23 protein-coding genes and 1 pseudogene are annotated in these 21417 nt (G+C 43.6%); 21 read left to right on the forward strand and 3 right to left on the reverse strand.

Annotation, left to right across the window (positions count from 1 at the left end):
- Positions 1-10: 10 nt before the first annotated feature.
- From ispG to JFY49_RS02650, 6 genes are all read left to right on the forward strand, one after another.
- Entirely contained in the window at positions 11-1132 is a 1122-nt protein-coding gene (gene ispG, locus JFY49_RS02625; protein WP_086195369.1) for a flavodoxin-dependent (E)-4-hydroxy-3-methylbut-2-enyl-diphosphate synthase, read from the forward strand.
- A 3-nt stretch (positions 1133-1135) separates the two neighbouring features.
- Positions 1136-2431: a histidine--tRNA ligase gene (gene hisS / locus JFY49_RS02630; protein WP_200223615.1), complete on the forward strand. Its 1296-nt coding sequence runs from the start codon at positions 1136-1138 to the stop codon at positions 2429-2431.
- 29 nt (positions 2432-2460) lie between these two features.
- Positions 2461-3162, forward strand: coding sequence for a YfgM family protein (locus JFY49_RS02635; RefSeq protein WP_200223616.1), 702 nt, complete (start codon positions 2461-2463; stop codon positions 3160-3162).
- The gene (bamB, locus tag JFY49_RS02640) at positions 3162-4310 is read left to right on the forward strand and encodes an outer membrane protein assembly factor BamB (RefSeq protein ID WP_200223617.1); all 1149 of its coding nucleotides are present in this window, start codon (positions 3162-3164) and stop codon (positions 4308-4310) included. The genes JFY49_RS02635 and bamB overlap by 1 nt, the downstream gene beginning before the upstream one ends.
- Positions 4311-4475: 165 nt before the next feature.
- Positions 4476-5888 (forward strand): ribosome biogenesis GTPase Der, encoded by a 1413-nt coding sequence (der, locus tag JFY49_RS02645; protein WP_166169258.1) that lies wholly within the window; start codon positions 4476-4478, stop codon positions 5886-5888.
- A gap of 91 nt (positions 5889-5979) precedes the next feature.
- A complete protein-coding gene (locus JFY49_RS02650; RefSeq protein WP_200223619.1) occupies positions 5980-6627 on the forward strand; it encodes a 4'-phosphopantetheinyl transferase family protein in 648 nt (215 codons plus the stop codon).
- Between the two features lie 201 nt (positions 6628-6828).
- Here JFY49_RS02650 and JFY49_RS02655 read toward each other — a convergent pair whose 3' ends face one another.
- A complete protein-coding gene (locus tag JFY49_RS02655; RefSeq protein ID WP_180174240.1) occupies positions 6829-7254 on the reverse strand; it encodes a hypothetical protein in 426 nt (141 codons plus the stop codon).
- Between the two features lie 294 nt (positions 7255-7548).
- Here JFY49_RS02655 and mazG point away from each other — a divergent pair, with 294 nt between their 5' ends.
- From mazG to yjgA, 9 genes are all read left to right on the forward strand, one after another.
- On the forward strand, positions 7549-8310 hold the full coding sequence (gene mazG / locus JFY49_RS02660; RefSeq protein ID WP_200223621.1) for a nucleoside triphosphate pyrophosphohydrolase: 762 nt from the start codon (positions 7549-7551) through the stop codon (positions 8308-8310).
- An 11-nt stretch (positions 8311-8321) separates the two neighbouring features.
- Entirely contained in the window at positions 8322-8732 is a 411-nt protein-coding gene (locus JFY49_RS02665) for a ComEA family DNA-binding protein (RefSeq protein WP_200223623.1), read from the forward strand.
- Between the two features lie 136 nt (positions 8733-8868).
- Positions 8869-10329: a polynucleotide adenylyltransferase PcnB gene (gene pcnB, locus JFY49_RS02670; protein WP_200223626.1), complete on the forward strand. Its 1461-nt coding sequence runs from the start codon at positions 8869-8871 to the stop codon at positions 10327-10329.
- Positions 10326-10814, forward strand: coding sequence for a 2-amino-4-hydroxy-6-hydroxymethyldihydropteridine diphosphokinase (gene folK, locus JFY49_RS02675; protein WP_200223627.1), 489 nt, complete (start codon positions 10326-10328; stop codon positions 10812-10814). Before pcnB ends, folK begins: the two co-directional genes overlap by 4 nt.
- Positions 10815-10861: 47 nt before the next feature.
- A complete protein-coding gene (panB, locus tag JFY49_RS02680; RefSeq protein ID WP_200223628.1) occupies positions 10862-11671 on the forward strand; it encodes a 3-methyl-2-oxobutanoate hydroxymethyltransferase in 810 nt (269 codons plus the stop codon).
- Between the two features lie 2 nt (positions 11672-11673).
- Entirely contained in the window at positions 11674-12519 is an 846-nt protein-coding gene (gene panC / locus JFY49_RS02685; protein ID WP_200223629.1) for a pantoate--beta-alanine ligase, read from the forward strand.
- Between the two features lie 26 nt (positions 12520-12545).
- Positions 12546-13397, forward strand: coding sequence for an RNase adapter RapZ (gene rapZ, locus JFY49_RS02690; RefSeq protein WP_180043685.1), 852 nt, complete (start codon positions 12546-12548; stop codon positions 13395-13397).
- Positions 13394-13663 (forward strand): HPr family phosphocarrier protein, encoded by a 270-nt coding sequence (locus JFY49_RS02695; RefSeq protein ID WP_086195384.1) that lies wholly within the window; start codon positions 13394-13396, stop codon positions 13661-13663. The genes rapZ and JFY49_RS02695 overlap by 4 nt, the downstream gene beginning before the upstream one ends.
- 2 nt (positions 13664-13665) lie before the next feature.
- Positions 13666-14199 carry a ribosome biogenesis factor YjgA gene (yjgA, locus tag JFY49_RS02700; RefSeq protein WP_086195385.1) on the forward strand — a complete coding sequence of 178 codons (534 nt, stop codon included), beginning with the start codon at positions 13666-13668 and terminating at the stop codon, positions 14197-14199.
- A gap of 146 nt (positions 14200-14345) precedes the next feature.
- Here yjgA and JFY49_RS02705 read toward each other — a convergent pair whose 3' ends face one another.
- Complete coding sequence (locus tag JFY49_RS02705; RefSeq protein ID WP_200223631.1) at positions 14346-15986, reverse strand: acyl-CoA synthetase; 1641 nt, start codon at positions 15984-15986, stop codon at positions 14346-14348.
- A gap of 334 nt (positions 15987-16320) precedes the next feature.
- Between JFY49_RS02705 and JFY49_RS17630 the strand changes: the two genes are divergently transcribed.
- The 4 genes and pseudogenes from JFY49_RS17630 to infC all read left to right on the forward strand — a co-directional run bounded on the left by JFY49_RS17630 (position 16321) and on the right by infC (position 19505).
- The gene (locus JFY49_RS17630; RefSeq protein WP_265092675.1) at positions 16321-16455 is read left to right on the forward strand and encodes a hypothetical protein; all 135 of its coding nucleotides are present in this window, start codon (positions 16321-16323) and stop codon (positions 16453-16455) included.
- A 75-nt stretch (positions 16456-16530) separates the two neighbouring features.
- Positions 16531-16712, forward strand: a pseudogene (locus tag JFY49_RS17740) (FAD-linked oxidoreductase); the annotation flags it as partial.
- Positions 16713-17025: 313 nt separating this feature from the next.
- Positions 17026-18948, forward strand: coding sequence for a threonine--tRNA ligase (gene thrS, locus JFY49_RS02710; protein ID WP_200223633.1), 1923 nt, complete (start codon positions 17026-17028; stop codon positions 18946-18948).
- 59 nt (positions 18949-19007) lie between these two features.
- Complete coding sequence (gene infC, locus JFY49_RS02715) at positions 19008-19505, forward strand: translation initiation factor IF-3 (protein WP_413784589.1); 498 nt, start codon at positions 19008-19010, stop codon at positions 19503-19505.
- 128 nt (positions 19506-19633) lie between these two features.
- Here infC and JFY49_RS02720 read toward each other — a convergent pair whose 3' ends face one another.
- Complete coding sequence (locus tag JFY49_RS02720; RefSeq protein ID WP_200223634.1) at positions 19634-20101, reverse strand: Hsp20 family protein; 468 nt, start codon at positions 20099-20101, stop codon at positions 19634-19636.
- Between the two features lie 315 nt (positions 20102-20416).
- On the opposite strand from JFY49_RS02720, the gene JFY49_RS02725 reads away from it, so the two are divergent.
- A complete protein-coding gene (locus JFY49_RS02725) occupies positions 20417-21040 on the forward strand; it encodes a glutathione S-transferase N-terminal domain-containing protein (RefSeq protein WP_200223636.1) in 624 nt (207 codons plus the stop codon).
- Between the two features lie 85 nt (positions 21041-21125).
- Entirely contained in the window at positions 21126-21410 is a 285-nt protein-coding gene (locus tag JFY49_RS02730; protein ID WP_200223638.1) for a hypothetical protein, read from the forward strand.
- Positions 21411-21417 lie beyond the last annotated feature (7 nt).

The raw sequence follows: 21417 nt of genomic DNA on the forward strand, positions 1-21417 counted from the left end.
AGCGATAGCAATGATTGAAAATCCGATTAAGCGCCGTCCCACTCGTAAAATTCGTGTCGGTTCTGTGTATGTAGGTGGTGATGCTCCAATCAGCATCCAGAGTATGACCAATACCGAAACCTGTGATGTTGCTGCAACTGTTGCACAAATTCAGCGTTGTGTGGATGCTGGTGCCGATATCATGCGTGTTTCCGTACCTAGTATGGAAGCAGCGGCAGCATTCGGTGAAATTCGTAAGCAGGTGAATGTTCCGCTGGTGGCTGACATTCACTTCGACTATAAAATTGCTTTAGCAGTGGCGGATGCGGGTGCAGACTGTTTACGGATTAATCCGGGCAATATTGGCTCGGAAGCAAAAATTCGTGAAGTGGTGGCTGCGGCGAAACATCATGACATTTCTATGCGGATCGGGGTGAATGCCGGTTCACTGGAAAAAGATATCCAGAAAAAATATGGCGAACCAACCGGTCAGGCACTGCTTGAATCGGCCATGCGTCATATCGATATTTTAGACCGCTTAGACTTCCATGAGTTTAAAGTGTCGGTGAAAGCTTCGAACGTATTCCTGACTATGGATGCATATCGTCTTTTATCTCAACAGATTGATAATCCACTGCATTTAGGCGTGACCGAAGCGGGTATCTACCGTACCGGTTCAGTGAAGTCGGCGATTGCTTTAGGTGGTCTACTGATGGAAGGCATTGGCGATACCATGCGTATTTCGCTGGCGGCCGAGCCTGAAGAAGAAATCAAGATCGGTTTTGATATTTTAAAATCACTGGGTCTTCGTTCTAACGGCATTAACTTCATTGCCTGCCCAAGCTGTTCACGCCAGGAATTTAACGTGATTAAAGTGATGCAGGCACTGGAAGAACGTCTGGAAGATATTCGTACTCCAATGGATGTATCCGTGATTGGCTGTAAAGTGAATGGTCCGGGTGAAGCCAAAGAAGCCGATATTGGCGTAGTAGGTGCAAGTCCGCGTTCACTGGTGTATCGTAATGGCGAGAAAAGCCATTTAATCGATACCAATCAATTGGTTGATGAAATCGAATCTATGGTTCGTCAACGTGTTTCCGAGCTTGAAGAAGCTAAATCCAAAGAGATTATTCGCACAGGTTTTTCTGAGTAGATCATGAGTTCAATTGTCGCAATCAAAGGTTTTAATGACATTCTTCCAACGCAAACGCCTGCGTGGAGACGTCTTGAGCAACATTTAGCATCACTTATGGATGCTTATGGTTACCAGCAAATCCGTTTGCCGATGGTTGAGCAGACCAATCTGTTCAAGCGTTCAATTGGTGATGCAACCGATATCGTCGAAAAAGAAATGTACACTTTTCTGGACAAAGGTAATCCACCTGAGTCTTTGACGCTGCGTCCAGAAGGCACTGTAGGCTGTGTACGTGCCATGCTTGAGCATAACTTGCTTCGCGGCGCCACTCCACGTGTGTGGTATATCGGGCCAATGTTCCGTTATGAAAAACCGCAAAAAGGCCGTTACCGCCAGTTCCACCAGTTTGGTGTGGAAACGTTTGGTGTGGCAACGCCAGATCAGGATGCTGAATTGATTCTGATGACGGCACGTTTGTGGAAACGTATGGGTGTGGCGGACAAAGTTCAACTTGAACTCAACACTTTAGGTGAGTCGGATGAGCGTGCAGCATACCGTGCAGCACTGGTTGAATTTCTGGAATCGCATAAAGCCGATCTGGATGAAGATTCTCAGCGCCGTTTAACCACGAATCCGCTCCGTATTCTTGATTCTAAAGATGCGAAGACACAGTCGATTCTGGAAAATGCGCCGAAACTGCATGATTTCATGGGTGAAGAAACCTTGGCGCATTTTGCTCAGCTTCAGCAATATTTGACTGATGCTGGCGTAAGCTTTGTCATTAACCAGAAGCTGGTACGTGGTCTGGACTACTATAACAAAACAGTCTTTGAATGGACTACGACGCATTTAGGTTCACAAGGCACCGTATGTGCCGGTGGCCGTTATGATGGTCTGGTGGGGCAATTGAAAGGCAAGGCTGATCAATCAGTACCCGCCGTTGGTTTTGCCATGGGTATGGAGCGTTTGTTGCTGCTACTTGAACAGGTGGAAGACAATACGCCCGTGCGTGACTGTGAAATGTTCCTGGTTTCAGACCCTGCAACTCAAGGTCAAGCCTTGGTGCTTGCCGAACAGATCCGTGACCAGCTTGAAGCAGCCAATAGCCGTATCCGTTTAAAAACCGGTTCACAAGGTTCAATGAAATCTCAGATGAAAAAAGCCGATCAGGCGGGTGCTGTTTATGCTTTAATCTTTGGTCAGCGTGAAGCTGAAGCGCAGCACATTCTGGTCAAGGAACTGGCAACAGCAGAACAGACTGAAATTGCAGTGACTGACTTTGTGCCATTTATCATTGAAAAATTTTCTTCAAAATAAGCCGAATAACATAAGGAAAAGGTAATCCCATGAACGCATTGAGTGATGCAGAACAACTTGATAGCTTAAAATCTTTTGCTAAAAAATATGGTTCTGCCATGATGAGCGGAATTTTAATTGCGTTGATTGCCTTTTTCGGATGGGAATATTGGCAGAAGAACAACCTGGCTGAGTCTCAAATGGAAACAGCCAAGGTTCAACAGTTGATGGATGATGCAAAAAGTGTCTCAGGCGATGCCAATGCATTTAATGCCTTATCTGCAACTGCGGACAAAATTGTTAAAGAAGCTCCGGATTCTGTGCAGGCCATTCAAACTCAATTGTTAATGGCCAAACTGGCTTATGACAAAGCCGATTATGCACATGCAGAACGTGCCTTGAAAAAAGTTGAAAATTCAAAAGTGGATGATGTCGGTCTGGTACAGGTGGTTAAGCTGCGTTTGGCTTATGCCCAGCTGGCACAAAAAAAATATGACGATGCCATTAAAACACTGGCTGCAGTGACCGATTCTGCCTTTAAGGCAACTGCTGATGAAGCACGCGGTGATGTCTATGTGGCTAAAAATGATATCGAAAATGCTAAAAAATCGTATATGAGCGCATGGGATGCGTTACTTAAACGTAAGCAAGAACGTCAAATTTTACAAATTAAACTCGAAAGTGTTGGCGTTTTAGTTGATGATCCTGATGTTGAACGCCCAATTTTAGAAACACAAGTGGATGAGTCGTAATGGATAGAAAATACAAAATACCGTTTGCACTAACAATTTTAACATTTGCACTTGCCGGTTGTTCGACCAATAAAATCAAGGTTGAAGAGGTTAAACCAAATCCATTGCCTAAATTGGTGCAAGCAAAGACTCTTGTTCCCGTATTTTCTCAAAGTGTTTCTTCGACCACCAAAGCAGACCCGTTACGTTTACGCTTAGATGCCGATAACGGCGTGATTTTTGCTGTCGATCCAAATGGTGAAGTTGCTGCCTATCAGGGCAAACAACGCTTGTGGCAGAAAAAAGTGTCTAAGCTGGGCTTAAGCTCGGGTATAGAAGCAGCCGAAGGCATGGTGGTGGTCGGTAATAAAAAAGGTCAACTATTTGCTCTGGATCAGGCCACAGGTGAGCAAAAGTGGACAGCCCAGTTATCGGGTGCCATTTTATCTGCGTCACTTATTCAGTCCGGTCGTGTCATTACGGTTAGCAATGATGACACTGTCTATGCGCATGATCTGGCTACTGGTCAGCAAGTCTGGACTTATAATCTGCCGAATGTACAGTTTAGCTTGCGTGGTGTTGCGACACCGGTTGCGCTTGATCCGCGTACTGTACTGATTGCTTCATCCAATGCCTATATTTATGCGCTGGATATCATTAGTGGTGTGCCGCGTATGCAGCGTCGTGTTGCTGTGAGTGATGGACGTTCGGATATTCAGCGTCTGAATGATCTGGATGGCGATCCTGTTGTGGCTGGACAATTTCTGGTAACAACCAGCTACCAAGGACAGGTAACGGTGATGGATCTGGCGAGCCAACAAGTGGTGTGGAGCGAAGATGCCAGCAGTATCCAACGCCCGGAAGTCTTTAATAACACCGTTTATGTGGCTCAAGCCGATGGAAAAATTACCGCTTATTCACTGACCGCCGGTGAACAATTGTGGCAAAATGACAGTTTACTGAATCGCCAGCTCAGCAATCCGGTAATTCTGGGTCAGGATCTGGTGGTGGGTGATCTGGATGGCGTATTGCATCTCATTGATCCGGCTACAGGCCAGCTGATTGGTCGTTCAAAAACCAGTGGTGAAGTGCGTACCCTGCGTGTAATTGATAACCAACTTTATGTAGCGACCCGTAAGGGGGCTTTAAGCATTTGGCAGAACCGTTAAATTTTTTTTCAGCCTTATGTTAAACTAAGCTAACCGTATTTTTTTTACACGGGGGATTGAGTGTTCAATGCCCCGTGTTTTATTTATTTTTGGCTAATTATTTCTTCCATTGTTTCTGATTGTTCAGACCAGACCTACTGGCTGATCTTGAATAAAGGTTAATCTATGAAACCCGTAATTGCGCTCATTGGTCGTCCGAACGTCGGAAAATCAACGTTGTTTAACCAGATCACCAAGAGCCGTGATGCGCTTGTTGCTGACTTTGCCGGTCTGACCCGTGACCGTAAGTATGGCGATGCGACATATCAAAATAAATCATTCATCGTTGTCGATACTGGCGGTATTGGTGAAACTGAAGGTGGAATTGACTCCTACATGGCTGAACAGTCCAAAACAGCCATTCATGAAGCCGACATAATCATCTTTGTGGTAGACGCGCGTGCCGGATTGCTGGCATCTGATGAGCAGATTGCACGTGATTTGCGTACCTTGGGCAAAAAAGTCTTCCTGGTTGCCAATAAAGTAGATGGTGTACATGCTGAAGCTGCACTGGGTGAATTCTACAAACTGGGTATGGGTGAGCCACTACAAGTTGCTGCCAGTCATGGCCGTGGCGTACAGCAAATGCTTGAAGAAGTATTGCAAGATGTGCCTGAAGATGAAAACCTTGATGAACATGACCGTGACACAGGCTTGCGTCTGGCAATTATTGGTCGTCCAAACGTGGGTAAATCGACACTGGTCAACCGTCTTCTAGGTGAAGAACGTGTGGTGGCATTTGACCAGCCTGGTACAACACGTGACTCGATTTATATTCCATTCGAACGTGATGGCCGTAAGTACACCCTGATTGATACTGCCGGTGTACGTCGTAAAGGTAAAGTTGATGAAATGATCGAGAAATTCTCGATTGTGAAAACTTTACAGGCCATGAAAGATGCACATGTTGTAGTGATTGTTGTCGATGCGCGTGAAGGGATTGTCGAGCAAGATTTGCATTTAATTGGTTATGCGATTGAAGCCGGTCGTGCGATGGTGATTGCGATCAACAAATGGGACAACATGTCCGAGTATGATCGTAAGCAATGCAAGCTGGATGTGGAACGACGCTTTGACTTTATTCCTTGGGCGAAGATTCACTTGATCTCTGCACTGCATGGTACGGGTGTCGGTGATCTTTATCCATCAATTCACCGAGCTTATGATTCTTCACATCTGAAAGTGTCACCGGCAAAAATCACGCAAATTTTGAATGATGCAACCGATGCACATCATCCACCGAAAGTTCAAGGTCGTGCCATCAAAATGCGTTATGCACATATTGGTGGTCAGAACCCGCCGACGATTGTCATTCATGGGAACAAGGTGGATAAAACCCCTGCGGATTATCGCCGTTATCTGGAAAACGTGTTCCGTAAAGTGTACAAGCTTGAAGGTACACCGGTGAAAATTGAGTTTAAAACCTCAGAAAACCCGTTTGAAGGGCGTAAATCTCAGCTTGATGAACGTACTGCAGCACGTAAGCGTCGTTATGTTCAGAAGTTTAAGAAAGCCGAGAAGAAATTTAAACGTGGTTAAAGACCAGCTTTAAATGGTATTCAAAAAGCCCAAAGTGATCTTTGGGCTTTTTTCTTTTAAAATATACTTCTATTTTTGACAGGTGATCTTGGTGAGCAGACGGATACGGTTAGAAGTAAATGCACTGGAGCAGATCGTTCATTTGGATCATGTACTTGATCGCAAGAGCAAAATTCAGTTGCAAAAACAGCAAATCCATCACTTTCGCAATCAATTACTTTCCGAGCAATTGCAGGTCACGATTCAGCAAGAGCAGTTGACGACTACTGAATATGGTAAACCGTATTTAATTAATTTTCCTGAATTTTATTTTAATCATAGTCATAGCCAAAAAAATTATGCTTTAGCCACCAGTCATACTATGCCTGATATCGGGGTGGATATTGAAGATCTGGATCGCAAGGTTAGATTTGAAGCGCTGGCGAATCATGCATTTCATCCTGATGAATTAAAATACTGGAACGAATCGCAACATGAGTCAGAATATTGGTTCAAAGTCTGGACCACCAAAGAAGCAGTATTGAAAGCTGCGGGACTGGGCGTGCGCTTAAATTTAAATGAGTTAAATACTTTCGTTCATCCAGTACATAATGGCGGATTGTGTAGTCATCCTTTAATTGGAACATTTGCTTATCAAAACTTTCATTTGGGGCATGTCATGCTTACGGTTGCCTGGCGTTCAGAAGCCTCCTGTAAGGGGTTTAGCTTTCCTGAAATAAAAATAATTTTGTCATCTTAAAATATGTGGTTCTTATTCATGCCGCTATAAGGTCATAACAGCTTTGAAGTCCAAGATTGATCTGGATAAACACAAATCAATAAAAATCGATAGTATAAAAAACAGCGACCTGTATAGCCTGTTTTAAAATCAAAACAGGCATTTTTATTTCAATGATCGATAGTGATGAATGTTTAGCGAGTGTGTGAAAAGATCCACGGATTATTGAAGGCCATCTTCGCTTTGATCCACTTCGATTCGATATAATTTGGTTCCATTATTGGCGTAGATTAAGCGTCCAGCCTCTTTATAGTAGGTTTCAATCCGAAATTGATCCTTGGAAAAAGCACCTGCGACAGGAATCCAGGCTTTCGCTGTCTGATAGCTTCTTTGATCTGTTGAAGCACCAACTAAATCTTCTACCTGACCTTTAGACATGCCAATTTTTAACTGGGAAAATTTAGAATTCTGGTAATCGCCAACAATTTCACCCGTATAGCTGCCATCAATCGAAACCTCTTTGGTGGCATTGCTATTCGGCTCCGAATTTAATGAGTTATTTTGAGTCTGTTTATTGGAAGGCATAGTCGAACAGGCCATTAAACTTAAGCTGCTGATTAAAATAAGAAGAGCATTTTTCATTTTCATTATTATCGCCTTATTCATGTTGAAGGATTCTAGGGATAATTTTAATCCCAGTTGCGATATTGCCAACAGCTATTTTTTAGCTAAAGTTTTACCAATTGTTAGGGATGTATGGGGTCTTGATTATGCTGCTTAAATCTTTAACCAAATCTTCAATTGATATTTTTTAGTATCTTCCTTTTTGCTCTTTTTAAATAAAGTTTATTGAAATTGTTTTTTAACCCATTAAAGTTCCATATCACCGGAATTGAGTATGGAAATGGCACTATGTCTGAAATGAGAGGGAGTAATTAAAACATGGATAAATTATTGGCAGTCATGCGTGAGCTACGTGAAAAATGTCCATGGGATCAGCAGCAAACACCGCAAAGCCTCACCCGATATACCATAGAAGAGGCGTATGAAGTCGAAGCGGCAGTCAGAGCAGGGAACGCAAATGAAGTGCGCGATGAACTGGGCGACTTGCTGTTACAAGTAGTATTTCAGTCACAGATGTACAGTGAACAAGGCGCTTTTGATTTCAATGATGTCGTCAATGCCATTACCGAAAAATTGATCCGCCGTCATCCTCATGTCTTTCAGGCAGAACAATATTCACAATTGAGTGCAGAAGATGTATCCGTACTGTGGAAGCAAATTAAACAGCAGGAAAAGCAGGGTAAGGTACAATCACGTTTAGATGAAATCAAACATGGACCTGCCATTCAGCAAGCACATGACATTCAAAAAAATGCTGCCCAAATAGGCTTTGATTTTCCTGATGTGGCAGGTGCATACGGTAAACTGAATGAAGAACTGGGTGAATTGCAACACGCTATACAAAAGCAAAATTCCGACGAAATATTCGACGAATTTGGCGATTGTTTATTTTCACTGATCAATGTTGGACGTAAACTAGGGCTTTCTAGTGAAATGGCACTGTTAAGTACCATTCATAAATTTAGAACACGTTTTGCTTTCATTGAAGATCAGGCTCAGCAACAACATAAAAATATTGAAGCCCTATCATTAGAAGAAATGGATCAACTGTGGGAGCAAGCGAAACAACAATTAAAATAATAGGTTTCCCAATGAAAAAAATAATACCTATCCTGAAGGGGATTTTTTATATTTTTAGTTTGCTGTCTTTGTTGAGTGTATCCAGTAGTTATGCTCAACAGTTTGACCAGCAGTATTTAAAATGGAAGGTTGAACAGGAGGCCCAGGATGCACGGTTAAAAATACCGCGCGTCTCAACACGGAATTATTATTTGGCTAGGCCTGCGTTAAACTCCGCGACTTCAGTGACCAACAAGATCAACCTGAATCAGGCCAATGCGGAACAGCTACAAGAACTTTCAGGGGTAGGACAGAAGAAAGCTGAAGCCATTATTTCCTATCGACAAAAAAATGGAAAATTTAAAAATATTGAAGAATTGCAACAGGTCAAGGGGATTGGACCTGCGCTATTTAGCAAGAATAAAGACCGTTTAGGCTTGTAGGGGAATGGCAATAGCCGCTTAGAATATCGAACAAAGTATGATGCATTAAGATAATCAAATTGCCCTTTGATTGTGTTAGAGATATGATTAGCGTCATCTTAGATATTTTACGTTCAGACGTAGGAGACAGCGTCTTTTGCAAACTTTGCGCGCGTCAAAATGTGGTTTATCAACCGCTCAATTACCTTCTTACATATTAGATGTTATTGATGCCTTAACCAAGGCAGGCTATGAAGCTTATATCGTCGGTGGCGGCGTCCGTGACTTAATTTTAGGGCTGAATCCTAAAGATTTCGATGCGGTCACCAACGCAACTCCGGCTCAGGTCAAAGAAGTATTCGGACGACGTTGCCGTATTATCGGACGACGTTTTGAGCTTGCTCATGTCTATGCCGGTCGAGAACTGGTCGAGGTGGCCACTTTCCGTGCCCCGCCTAAAAAAGCAGTCACTTCTGCCTCAGGCATGATTCTGCGCGACAATAACTGGGGCACAATTGAACAGGATTTTGTGCGTCGTGATTTTTCCATTAATGCGATGTATTACCAGCCGCGTAAAGGGATTGTGCTGGATTTCTGTCATGCCATTGATGATATAAAAAATAAAACCTTGCGCTTGTTGGGTGACCCGACCTTACGGTTCGAAGAAGATCCGGTACGGATGCTGCGTACTTTACGTTTTGCTGCAAAATTAAATTTTAGTATTGCACCTGAAATTCTAGAGATTTTTACCCCCGAGCTGACTCAGCTGTTGCGTGATATCTCTCCACACCGCTTATATGATGAATCACAGAAGCTGTTCACCATGGGACATTTGAACCGGGTGCTGCCAATGCTGATTGATTTCGGTATTTGGCATCAGCTGTTTGCGGACATCAGCCCGGATATCTCCACCTTTATCGAACGCGCTGCGATCAATACCGATCAGCGCATTCAAATGGGCAAGACCATCAATCCTGCATTCTTCTACGCGGTATTGTTATGGAAACCTTTTTTAGAGCGTTGTGAATTTTATTTAAGTAAAGGCGTTGTTCCGGCAGAGGCAAGAGCACAAGCCGGTTTGGATGTGTTAAAACGTCAGGCTATCCGGACCATCATTCCACGTTTTGCAGAAACTTTTATTCGTGAAGTCTGGGAAATGCAAACGCGTTTGCTCAATCCGAAGCCGCAGCAAATTCAGTCTTTATCGACTCATGCGCGTTTCCGTGCCGGATTTGACTTTCTGTTACTGCGCGAGAAATCGGGTGACGATACCACTCAAGGCATGGGTGTATGGTGGGATGCGTATCAACAGATGTCTACGGATGAAAAAGAACGTGCCATCAGTCAATATAACCGCCAGCGTGCAAAAAGCCGCCGTAAGGCAACTACAGACGATGTGGTGGAAACCAAACCGGTTGCTGCAATTACTGAAATTGAACCTTTGGTGAACGAGCCGGAACCGCGTAGTCGCCGTGAACGCAAGAGCCGGACAAAATCTGAAAGACCCGTTCAGTCCACTTCATCAAATGGCTCGGAAATTGGCTATGACCATCCAATTTTAAAACGCAAACGGGTCAAACGTGACTTAAGCCAGGTTATTTTTGGACCGACACAATGAGCACAGTAACCTACATCGGCCTAGGCAGTAATCTGGGTGATTCACGGCAAATTTTAGCAGAGGCAGTACAGAAGCTGGCGACGCTGGGAGCCGTGAAAACATCCAGATTGTATCAAAGCCCTCCAATGGGGCCACAAGACCAGCCCAATTATTTAAATGCGGCTGTACAGCTGGTTACAGATCTGGAACCCCTTGCATTGCTGGATGAATTGCAGCGTTTTGAGCAAGAATCCGGTCGAGTGCGACTGCGCCGTTGGGGTGAACGGACTTTGGACCTGGATCTCCTCATGTATGGCGCAGAACAGATTCATCATGAGCGTTTAACCGTGCCACATATTGGTGTTATGGAACGTGATTTCGTGCTGATGCCATTGCTTGATTTAGAGGCAAATTTACGACTCAAAGGACAATTATTAAAAGATTTACCGATATTGCAACATCCATCGCTTACCGTATTGGATGAGGGAAATTGGGCAAATATTTAATTTTTTGCATGACCGCTTGAGAAAGTCGTCATAAGAGGAATATCCGGATGATTAGTCTAAGTGACTTAAAAAAATTTAAAGCGCAAGGCCGCAAATTCTCCTGCCTGACTTGCTATGATGCGAGCATGGCGAAAGCAATGGAAGTTGCTGAAATTGATACAATTTTAGTCGGTGATTCTTTAGGAATGACCATTCAGGGCTGTGATTCTACCCTGCCTGTGACGGTACAGGATATGGCTTATCACACCGCAGCTGTTCGCCGTGGTAACCAGCATGCCTTTATTCTGACTGATTTACCGTTTATGAGTTATGCCACCCTCAATGAGGCATTATCGAGTTCAAAAACAGTCATGCAAGCTGGTGCGCACATGGTGAAAATTGAAGGCGGTGCATGGCTGGCTGAAACCGTTCAGGTCTTGACCCGCAACGGTATTCCTGTATGTGTGCATTTGGGCCTAACTCCACAATCTGTGCATGTGTTTGGCGGCTATAAAGTTCAGGCGCGTACCCGTGAAGCTGCCGATCAGCTGATTGCCGATTGTAAGGCAGTGGTGGAAGCCGGTGCTGCGGTACTGCTACTGGAATGTGTTCCGGCGCAGGTGGGTAAGGAAATTAGTGAGTTGTTTCCACATACGCCTGTGATTGGCATTGGGGCGGGGGCAGATACGGATGGCCAAGTGCTGGTTGTACAGGACATGCTTGGACTGACCGGTGGTCATGTGGCCAAATTTGTCCGTAATTTTATGAAAGAACAGGCAGGGGAAACTGCAATTCTGGATGCTTTTAAGGCTTACCATGCAGCGGTACAAGATCAATCTTTTCCTGCTAAAGAACAAACTTTTCAAGTTGAGCTGTAAACATGAAAACAGAAACTACCATTCAGGGATTAAGCGCTTCACTGAGTCCAGCTCGATCGGCACGAAAAATTATCGGTTTTGTTCCGACCATGGGGAATTTGCATGAAGGGCATTTAAACCTGGTGCGTGAAGCAAAAAAAATCTGTGATGTTGTTGTGGTCAGTATTTTTGTCAATCCGATTCAATTTGGGCCTAATGAAGACTTTGATAGCTATCCGCGTACTTTGGAGCAGGATAGTCATTTGTTGGCAGATGTCGGCTGTGACATTATTTTTGCCCCTAGCGTTGAGCAAATGTATGGCAACAAGCCGCGTTTAACCAACATTAGCGTGTCTGAGATTACCAATGACTTATGCGGGTTGCAGCGTCCGGGTCATTTTGATGGCGTGGCGGTAGTGGTTACTAAGCTGTTTAATATTGTGCAGCCAAATTTTGCCTTCTTCGGGCAAAAGGACTACCAGCAACTGGCGGTGATTCGTCAGTTTGTACGTGACCTGAATATTCCGCTAGAAGTGATTGGGGTGCCGATTACCCGTGCCAAAGATGGTTTGGCCCTTAGTTCGCGTAATGGTTATTTGAGTGCAGAACACCGTGCCATTGCTCCGACCATTTACCAGAGTTTAACCGCTGCCGAGCAGGAACTGCACAGTGGTGTCAGCCTTGCGGACGTGCTAGAAAATATAAAGCAAAAGTTGACACAAGCTGGTTTTATTGTGGATTATGTGGAAGCACGCACTCCGGAATTACAAAAAATAGAAGCCTTTGATCAGGATGTGGTGCTGTTTGTTGCCGCTAAATTGGGAACTACCAGACTGATTGATAACTTGCAGGTTAAGCATACTGCATAGACTTCACTATTAAGGACAGCCTTGCCATGAAGCGTATTTTAATCGTCACAGGACAATCTGGATCGGGAAAATCATCTGCCCTGCAGGTGCTTGAAGATTTGGGCTATTACTGTATTGATAATTTACCGCTGGCATTGCTGCCGGAAATTGTGGAAAAGCTGGATCGTGACAATAATCTTGAACAGCTGGCACTCGGCGTAGATGTACGCAGTACGCGTGCGGATTTGCAGGAATTTGATCATGTTTTTGAACAACTGCAGAAATCTGGTTCGGTGGATATCATTTATTTGACCACGCAAGATCAGGAACTGATTTCGCGTTTTAGTGCATCGCGGCGTCCGCATCCTTTAGCCGGTCGTTTTAAAAGCCTGACGGAATGTATACAGGAAGAAAAAACCTTATTGCTTCCGATACAGTTGCGTTCAACGGTACATATTGATACCACCGATAAAAGCGTACATGATCTGAAACATACCTTGTTGTCTAAACTTGGACAATCAGATAACCTCATTTTAATTTTACAATCATTTGGTTATAAACACGGTATTCCGCTTGATGCCGATTATGTCTTTGACGTACGTCATTTGCCGAATCCGCATTGGGATCTGGAATTACGCAAATATTCAGGTTTAGATTTACCTGTACAACAGTTTTTGCTACAAAGTGAACAAACCAATGAAATGTTCCAAGACATTTATCATTTTTTAGATAAGTGGTTGCCTGCCTTTGCAGAAGGGCATCGTCACTATATGACGGTATCCATTGGCTGTACCGGCGGGCAGCATCGTTCCGTATATATCGTAGATAGACTCAAAAAAGCCCTTGAGGAAAAATGGTCTATCCAAGTCCTCCACAGAGAAATGAAGCACTGGTCATGATTGACACAACTGTTGACGTAATTAATAAACTAGGTTTACATGCGCGTGCGTCTGGAAAGCTAATCGAAGTTACCACCAAATTTCGTTCATCGATTCAAATTGGTAAAGGCAACAAATTAGTAGATGCAAAAAATATTATGTCCTTGCTGATGCTCGGTGCAGGCAAAGGCACAACTTTACGTTTAGTGCTTGAAGGTACAGATGAAGAACAGGCTTTATCTGAAATTCAGGCATTATTTGCAGCAAAATTTTACGAGGCAGATTAATCGTGGCACGTCGACCGAACCGTTTTACTGAAGATGACTTTGAAAGTTTAGAAGGGCGGGCGAGTAAAACCGAACAGAAAAAAGCAGTTCAGCGTATGGCTGCTTTAGGTGAGCAACTGGCTCAGTTGAGTATCAAACAAATTAAAAACCTTCCGGTGGAAGAACGTTTGATTGATGCTTTACTGGATGTGCAAACCATTACTTCACATGAAGCACGTCGCCGTCAGTTTCAGCGTGTAGGAAAATTATTGCGTAATGAAGATGAAACCATGATTTTGTCTTACCTTACTCCACAGCAAGGCGCGAAAAAAACTGCGCAGTTGCAACGTTGGGTCGATCGTATGATCGCGCAAGGTGATCCGGTGATTAAAGAATTCATGAAAGCACATAATGCTGCCGAGCATCATGCGATTCGTCAGCATATTTTGCGTATCCATCGTGATATCAAAAATCAGGTGACGGAAGAAGAGCTGGCTGCATCCAAGTTAAAACTGTTCAACTATATTCAGCAAGTGGCTTTGATTTCAGATAACTGATTTCTTATTTCTATACTCAAACTAAAAAAGCGACTCAATCGAGTCGCTTTTTTATGCCTTAAGATTGCTCTCTTGCGCTTTGCGACAAAGCAGTGCGTTGTCGCTTGCTCAGGGAGAGAGTTAGAGAGAGGGCTGGTGAGGGAGAGTTACTGAAACTCGCCTGTAGCACGTTCTTTGGCCCAGTCACGTAAGATGAATTTTTGCAGTTTGCCTGTAGATGTCTTTGGAATTTCGGTAATCACCACATCTTTCGGTACTTTAAAACGGGCCAAATGCTGTTTACAGTATTCAATCAGTTCTTCAGCTGTTGCAGTTTTACCTTGTTTGAGTTCCACAAAGGCACATGGAACTTCCTGCCAGCGTGGATCAGGTTTTGCCACTACCGCTGCCGTCAGGACTGCAGGGTGCTGATACAGCACTTCTTCCACTTCGAGTGAAGAAATATTTTCACCGCCGGAAATAATCACATCTTTAGAGCGGTCGGTAATTTTGGCATAGCCATCCGGTTGGCAAACGGCAAGGTCACCAGTATGGAACCAGCCACCAGCAAAGGCTTCGGCGGTTGCTTCCGGATTCTTTAAATAGCCTTTCATGACGATATTGCCGCGGAACATAATCTCGCCCATGGTTTTACCATCATGCGGCACTTCGTGCATGGTCTCCGGATCAAGTACTTTCATGCCATCTTGCAGTGGATATGGAACTCCTTGACGAGAGTGCAAGTGTGCCTGTTCCTGAATCGATAGATCGCTCCAGCCCGCTTGTGATGCACACAGTGCAGAAGGGCCGTAAGTTTCAGTTAAACCATAGACGTGAGTGACATTAATGCCAATATTACGCATGCCTTCAATAATCGCCGCAGGAGGCGCGGCACCGGCCACCATCACTTCAACACGGTGCTCAATCTGGGTCTTTTTCTCTTCAGGGGTATTGATCAGCATCGACAGGACAATCGGTGCGCCACAGAAGTAGTCGACTTTATGTTCGGCAATCAATTTGAAAATCTGTTCTGCATCAACTTTGCGCAAGCAGACGTTGGTACCGCCATTGGCAGCCATGGTCCAGGCAAAGCACCAGCCATTGCAGTGGAACAATGGCAGGGTCCATAAATAGGTCGCGCGAGGCATCATGCCGCAAGCAATGATGTTACTGGCTGCATTAATGTAGGCCCCCCGGTGATGATAGACCACGCCTTTCGGGTTACCCGTGGTGCCCGAGGTGTAGCTTAAGCTGATGGCATCCCATTCATCTGTGGGTAAATGCCACTCAAAATTGGTATCACCTTGTGCAATCCAGTCTTCATATTCAATCTGGCCAATACGGGTATCCTCACCCTCATATTCTTCATCGGCGACATCAATGACATAGATTTCTTGCGGGATCAGCGCCAAGGCTTCTGTAGCAAGCTGGCTGAATTCGGGGTCAACCAGTAATACCTTGCTTTCGGCGTGTTCCAGCATGAAGGCAACTGTTTTTGCATCCAGACGGGTATTTAAGGTATTCAGTACGGCACCTGCCATTGGTACGGCAAAATGTGCTTCAATCATTGCCGGCACATTAGGCAGCAGTACCGAAACGGTATCATTTTTACCGATCCCGAGTTTTTGGAGTTGGTGGGCAAACTGGCGGCAACGATTATATTTTTCACGCCAGGTAATACGACGTTTACCATGAATAATTGCATTTTGATTCGGGTAAATATAAGCAGCCCGATCCAGATAGCGTAAAGGTGACAACGCTACAAAATTTGCGGGGGTACGCGGTAATTCATCATATGCGCTAACCATGTTAAAACTCCATTCTATATTTGTTTTCATATCCTTTTGAAAAAGATATGCATTTATCAGAAATCTTGCAGTTATGCTTTAGTCGAGTGCTATTTGGTAATTTTTAACATATTGAAAATTAAAAAATTATTTTATGACGTGGATTTTTTTTGAACGCACGGGTTCCCATATTTGCTTTTTTAGGTATTTTACTCTAAACAGGCAATTTAAATAACATTAGCCAGGAAATAATAATGAAAATACAACAGGCGGATAAAGGATAGCAGAACTGGTCTGGAAGCTAGCAGGCACATCCAGAAATTTTTCAACCTCAGCATGTCAATGAATTACAAAAATGAGTCAAATCCTCTGCTCATATTCGTGTCGTCGTGCAGGGCATTCATTTAGTGCGTTGGCCAAGACGGATGAAACTTTGCTTAATTTTGATCAATTAAAAGGCATGCTGGCCTTTGATGAAGATAGAAGTTAATGCACAGTTCAATCAGATACACGCTTATATGACCTGGGGAAATATCTTGCTCCGATCAATCAGTCTTTAGCCAATCAGCGCGATTCAGTCTCCATTTCCATTCACCAGTTTTATAAACAGGATTATCAGGCGATATTTGATTTGGTCGAACCCATTTTACAGAAATATTAGGGCAGACTGCATCGAGGTACGCTGTATTACACGAGCTCTATCCGAAATGGGGTGATTATGTATTTTTAAGACTCATCCAGAGCTAAGCTGTGATTCCGCAATTTGCTCAGCTTTATTCCTATGCTTAGTGAAAGTTCCAAGCATGGAATAACTTTAGAGCATAAAAAGGGAAGTGGAAATTCCTTGATTGAGCTAGAGCTAAGGCATTGGCAAATAAATTCAAAATGTGCCAAATTGCGAATTTTCTAGGCTAAAAGGTTTAATCCTGTGGATAAGACGTGTAAAATTCGAATCGATTTTTATTTATCCACCGTTTTTATCTTTTGAGGTTCTGCCTCGATCATAATCTCGCGGTGACATGCCCTATGGTACGGGGCATCACTCCTTAAGGATTTTTTTATGCCAATTATCACTTTGCCAAATGGCGATCAAAAACAGTTTGATCAAGCCGTATCTGTGATGGACGTTGCACTGAGCATTGGTCCGGGTCTTGCGAAAAATACAGTTGCGGGTCGCGTAAACGACCGTTTGGTTGATGCGTCTGATCTCATCACCGAAGATGCAACTTTACAAATTATTACGCCTAAAGATGAAGATGGTATTCACATCATTCGTCACTCTTGTGCACATCTGGTCGGCCATGCGGTGAAGCAATTGTTCCCAGAAGCAAAGATGGTGATTGGTCCGGTCATTGAAGAAGGTTTCTACTATGACATCTGGATGCCACGTCCGTTTACTTTAGACGACTTGGCGGCGATTGAAGAGCGTATGAAAAAGCTCATCGATCAGGACTATGATGTCATCAAAAAAATGACCCCACGCGATGAAGTGATTGCAGAATTCACTGCGCGTGGTGAAGAATACAAACTCCGCTTGATTGAAGACATGCCTGAAGAAACGCAAATGGGTTTGTACTATCATCAAGACTATCTGGATATGTGCCGTGGTCCGCACGTACCAAACACCAAATTCTTAAAATCGTTCAAGCTCACTAAAATCTCTGGTGCTTACTGGAGAGGGGACGCGAAAAACGAACAGCTACAACGTATTTACGGTACAGCCTGGGCTGACAAGAAACAGCTCGCTGCGTACATCAAACGTATTGAAGAAGCAGAAAAGCGTGATCACCGTAAAATCGGTAAAGCGCTTGATTTGTTCCATATGCAGGAAGAAGCACCGGGTATGGTGTTCTGGCATCCGAATGGCTGGACCATTTATCAGGTACTGGAACAGTACATGCGTAAAGTTCAGCAAGATAATGGTTATCTTGAGATTCGTACCCCGCAAGTGGTGGACTTCACGCTTTGGGAAAAATCGGGTCATGCGGCAAACTATGCAGACAACATGTTTACGACTCATTCAGAGAACCGTAACTATGCAGTGAAGCCAATGAACTGTCCATGTCACGTACAGGTATTCAACCAGGGGTTGAAATCTTACCGTGATCTTCCGATCCGTCTGGCTGAGTTTGGTTCATGTCACCGTAACGAGCCATCAGGTTCATTGCACGGCATTATGCGTGTTCGTGGCTTTACCCAAGATGATGCACACATTTTCTGTACCAAAGAACAGATTGGAACTGAAGTTGCAGATTTCATTAAATTGACTTTAGATGTGTACAAAGACTTCGGTTTTGAAGACGTTCAAATGAAACTCTCTACACGTCCGGAAAAACGTGTCGGTGATGATGCACTTTGGGACATGGCGGAAAAATCTTTGGCTGATGCTTTAGATGCTGCTGGTCTGGAATGGGAACTGCAACCGGGTGAAGGCGCATTCTACGGTCCGAAGATCGAATTCTCATTAAAAGACTGCTTAGGTCGTGTATGGCAGTGCGGTACTATTCAGTGTGACTTCAACCTGCCAGAGCGTCTGGATGCATCTTACGTAACAGAAGATAACGACCGTGATCAGCCTGTTATGTTACATCGTGCAATTCTTGGTAGTTTCGAACGTTTTATTGGTATACTGATTGAACACTACGCAGGCTTTATGCCACCTTGGTTGGCACCTACACAAGCATGTGTAATGAACATTACCGATTCTCAAGCGGAAGCATGTGAGTCAGTCGTCGCTAAACTTAAAGAAAACGGTATTCGTGCCATTTCCGACTTGAGAAATGAGAAAATCGGCTTTAAGATTCGTGAACGTACTTTAGAGCGTATTCCTTACTTACTGGTACTTGGCGACCGTGAAGTAGAGGAAGGTACAGTGAATGTGCGTACCCGCTCAGGAAAAAATTTGGGTACTATGTCAATCGATGCTTTCGTTGACCTAGTAAAAGCAGCCGTTGCCGAACGCGGCCGGTATATTGTGGAGTAAAAGCGATTAAACAGCCTGACCGTAATCAACAGGGCGGTAACAAATCAAACCGTCCTGCTTTGAATGATGAAATTCGTGCAAAAGAAGTCCGTCTTGTAGACGAAAATGGCGAGCAAAAAGGCATCGTAAACTTAAATGATGCTTTACGTGCAGCTGAAGCTGTCGATCTTGACCTGGTTGAGATTGTTGCAAATGCTGAGCCACCCGTGTGTAAAATCATGGACTTCAACAAGCATTTGTTTGATCTGAAACAAAAGCAGAAAGAAGCGAAGAAAAAACAGCATCAAGTACAGGTGAAAGAAATCAAGCTCCGCCCTGCGACTGATGTTGGTGATTACAACGTAAAATTACGTGCCATTATCAAGTTCCTTGAAGAAGGCAACAAGGTAAAAATCACTTTACGCTTCCGTGGTCGTGAAATGGCTCACCAACAGCTGGGTCTGGCTCAATTGCAAAAAGTTGAAGCAGATGTGGCTGAATTCGGTGTAGTTGAACAAGCACCAAAAATGGAAGGTCGTCAAATGGGTATGCTGCTTGGTCCTAAAAAGAAAAAGTAAGCCTCTATTGATGAAGAAAGCCCTGCAAAAGCAGGGCTTTTTTATAGCGATAATTTTTTGAATTGGTTTTTTAAGAGATCGTTTCAATCATTCAAAAGACACCAGTCATTGACCAGTCTTTTGGGGCGTTATTTTGCTGTTTCCTGTTGAGGTGAAGCGAGCTTTTGCGTAGTTTTACTGCCAATTGGAATCTGGCGAGGTAGTTTTTCTTCTGGAACATTGCGCTGTAACTCGATTTTTAACAAACCGTTTGCAAAGTCAGCTTGTTGTACTTCTACATGTTCATCTAGACGTAAAGACAGTTTAAAGGAACGGTGGGCGATACCTTTGTGTAAAAATTCTACCGTAGTATCCGATTTTTCTTCAACCGCTTTGCCGCTAATAGTCAGAACTTGATTTTCCAGGTTGATCTCGAGTTGGTCTTCATTAAATCCGGCTGCAGAGACGACAATGCGGTAATTATTATCGCCGGTTTTTTCAATATTGTAATGTGGATAATTCGGTGTTTCACTTTGCATTGCATAGTCAAACAGGTCATTAAAACGGTCAAAACCGATGCTACGTCGGAACAGTGGGGTAAGACTGGAATTGCTCATGGATAGAACCTCCGGTTCTCAGAAAAGTTATAGAAGCATGATGATAATTCTGTAATGGATGGCATAAGTAATGTGAAGCAATATCCTGAATGGATGATTGCTTCATGTCTAATATAAGATTGGGTGGAGGCTTTTCAAGCATCAATATGTAACAACATCCGGGGCTGATTTTTGCCTGAAAATAATGCTTTGTATTTAGTGGTTTTACTGATGAATCTATAATTAAATATACGGATGTATGGCACTAAATCATGCTATAACTGGAATAAATTTTAAGCATGTCATGTAAAACGAAAAAGGCAAAAGGTAGCAAACATGATTGATCTCTATTATTGGGGAACACCCAATGGTCATAAAATTACAATAGCATTAGAAGAAATGGGTTTGGAATACCAAATTTTTCCCATCAATATTTTAGAAAATGATCAGTTTCAGCCTGACTTTTTACGTATTTCACCTAACAATAAAATTCCCGCGATTGTCGATCAGGACGGACCGCATGGTGAAGCCATTTCAGTATTTGAGTCTGGGGCAATTTTGCAGTATTTGGGTCGTAAAACCGGATTATATTATCCAGTAGATGAGCAACAGCGCGTTGAAGTCGAGCAATGGCTGATGTGGCAAATGGGTGGTTTCGGGCCGATGCTGGGACAGAACCATCATTTTGGCCGCTTTGCACCGGAAAAAATTCCCTATGCCATAGACCGTTATGTCAATGAAACCAAGCGTCTGTACGGTGTGCTGAATAAGCAGCTGATTGGGCAAAAGTATGTGGCGGGTGAATATTCAATTGCCGATATGGCGATTTTACCGTGGATCTTACGCCATGAATGGCAGCAAATTCAGCTGGAAGATTATCCATACGTGAAAGAATATGTAGATCGCCTGACTGCACGTCCTGCCATTCAGAAAGCATTGTCGATTCAGGTCTCTTGCTAAAATGACTTGAAGCGCAGTTGTGTTAAGATGACGATAGAGCAAAATAAACCACCCGTGCGGTGGTTTTTTACTGGATCAGCATCTTATGAAAGCATTCTTTTTAAATTCAACGCGTATTCTGGAACACAATGCCAAAATATACTGGAGCATTATTTTTGGTATTGCTGCTTGTTTAATCCTTTTTATTGCCGAAGCCGTGCACATCCAGAATTTTATGGCAACTTTAAATACGCAGGACGAAAATGCCTTATACGCAGCCATCCAGCCTTTGACACAGCGCTATAGCTATAGCCGTTATCTGGTCCTGGTTCTGTCTGTGCTTTGGATGGTTTATGAATATACTTCAACCAAGAGAAAACTTGGGCTTTAAACTGGTA

This window comes from Acinetobacter sp. CS-2 (assembly GCF_016599715.1).
Lineage (GTDB): Bacteria > Pseudomonadota > Gammaproteobacteria > Pseudomonadales > Moraxellaceae > Acinetobacter.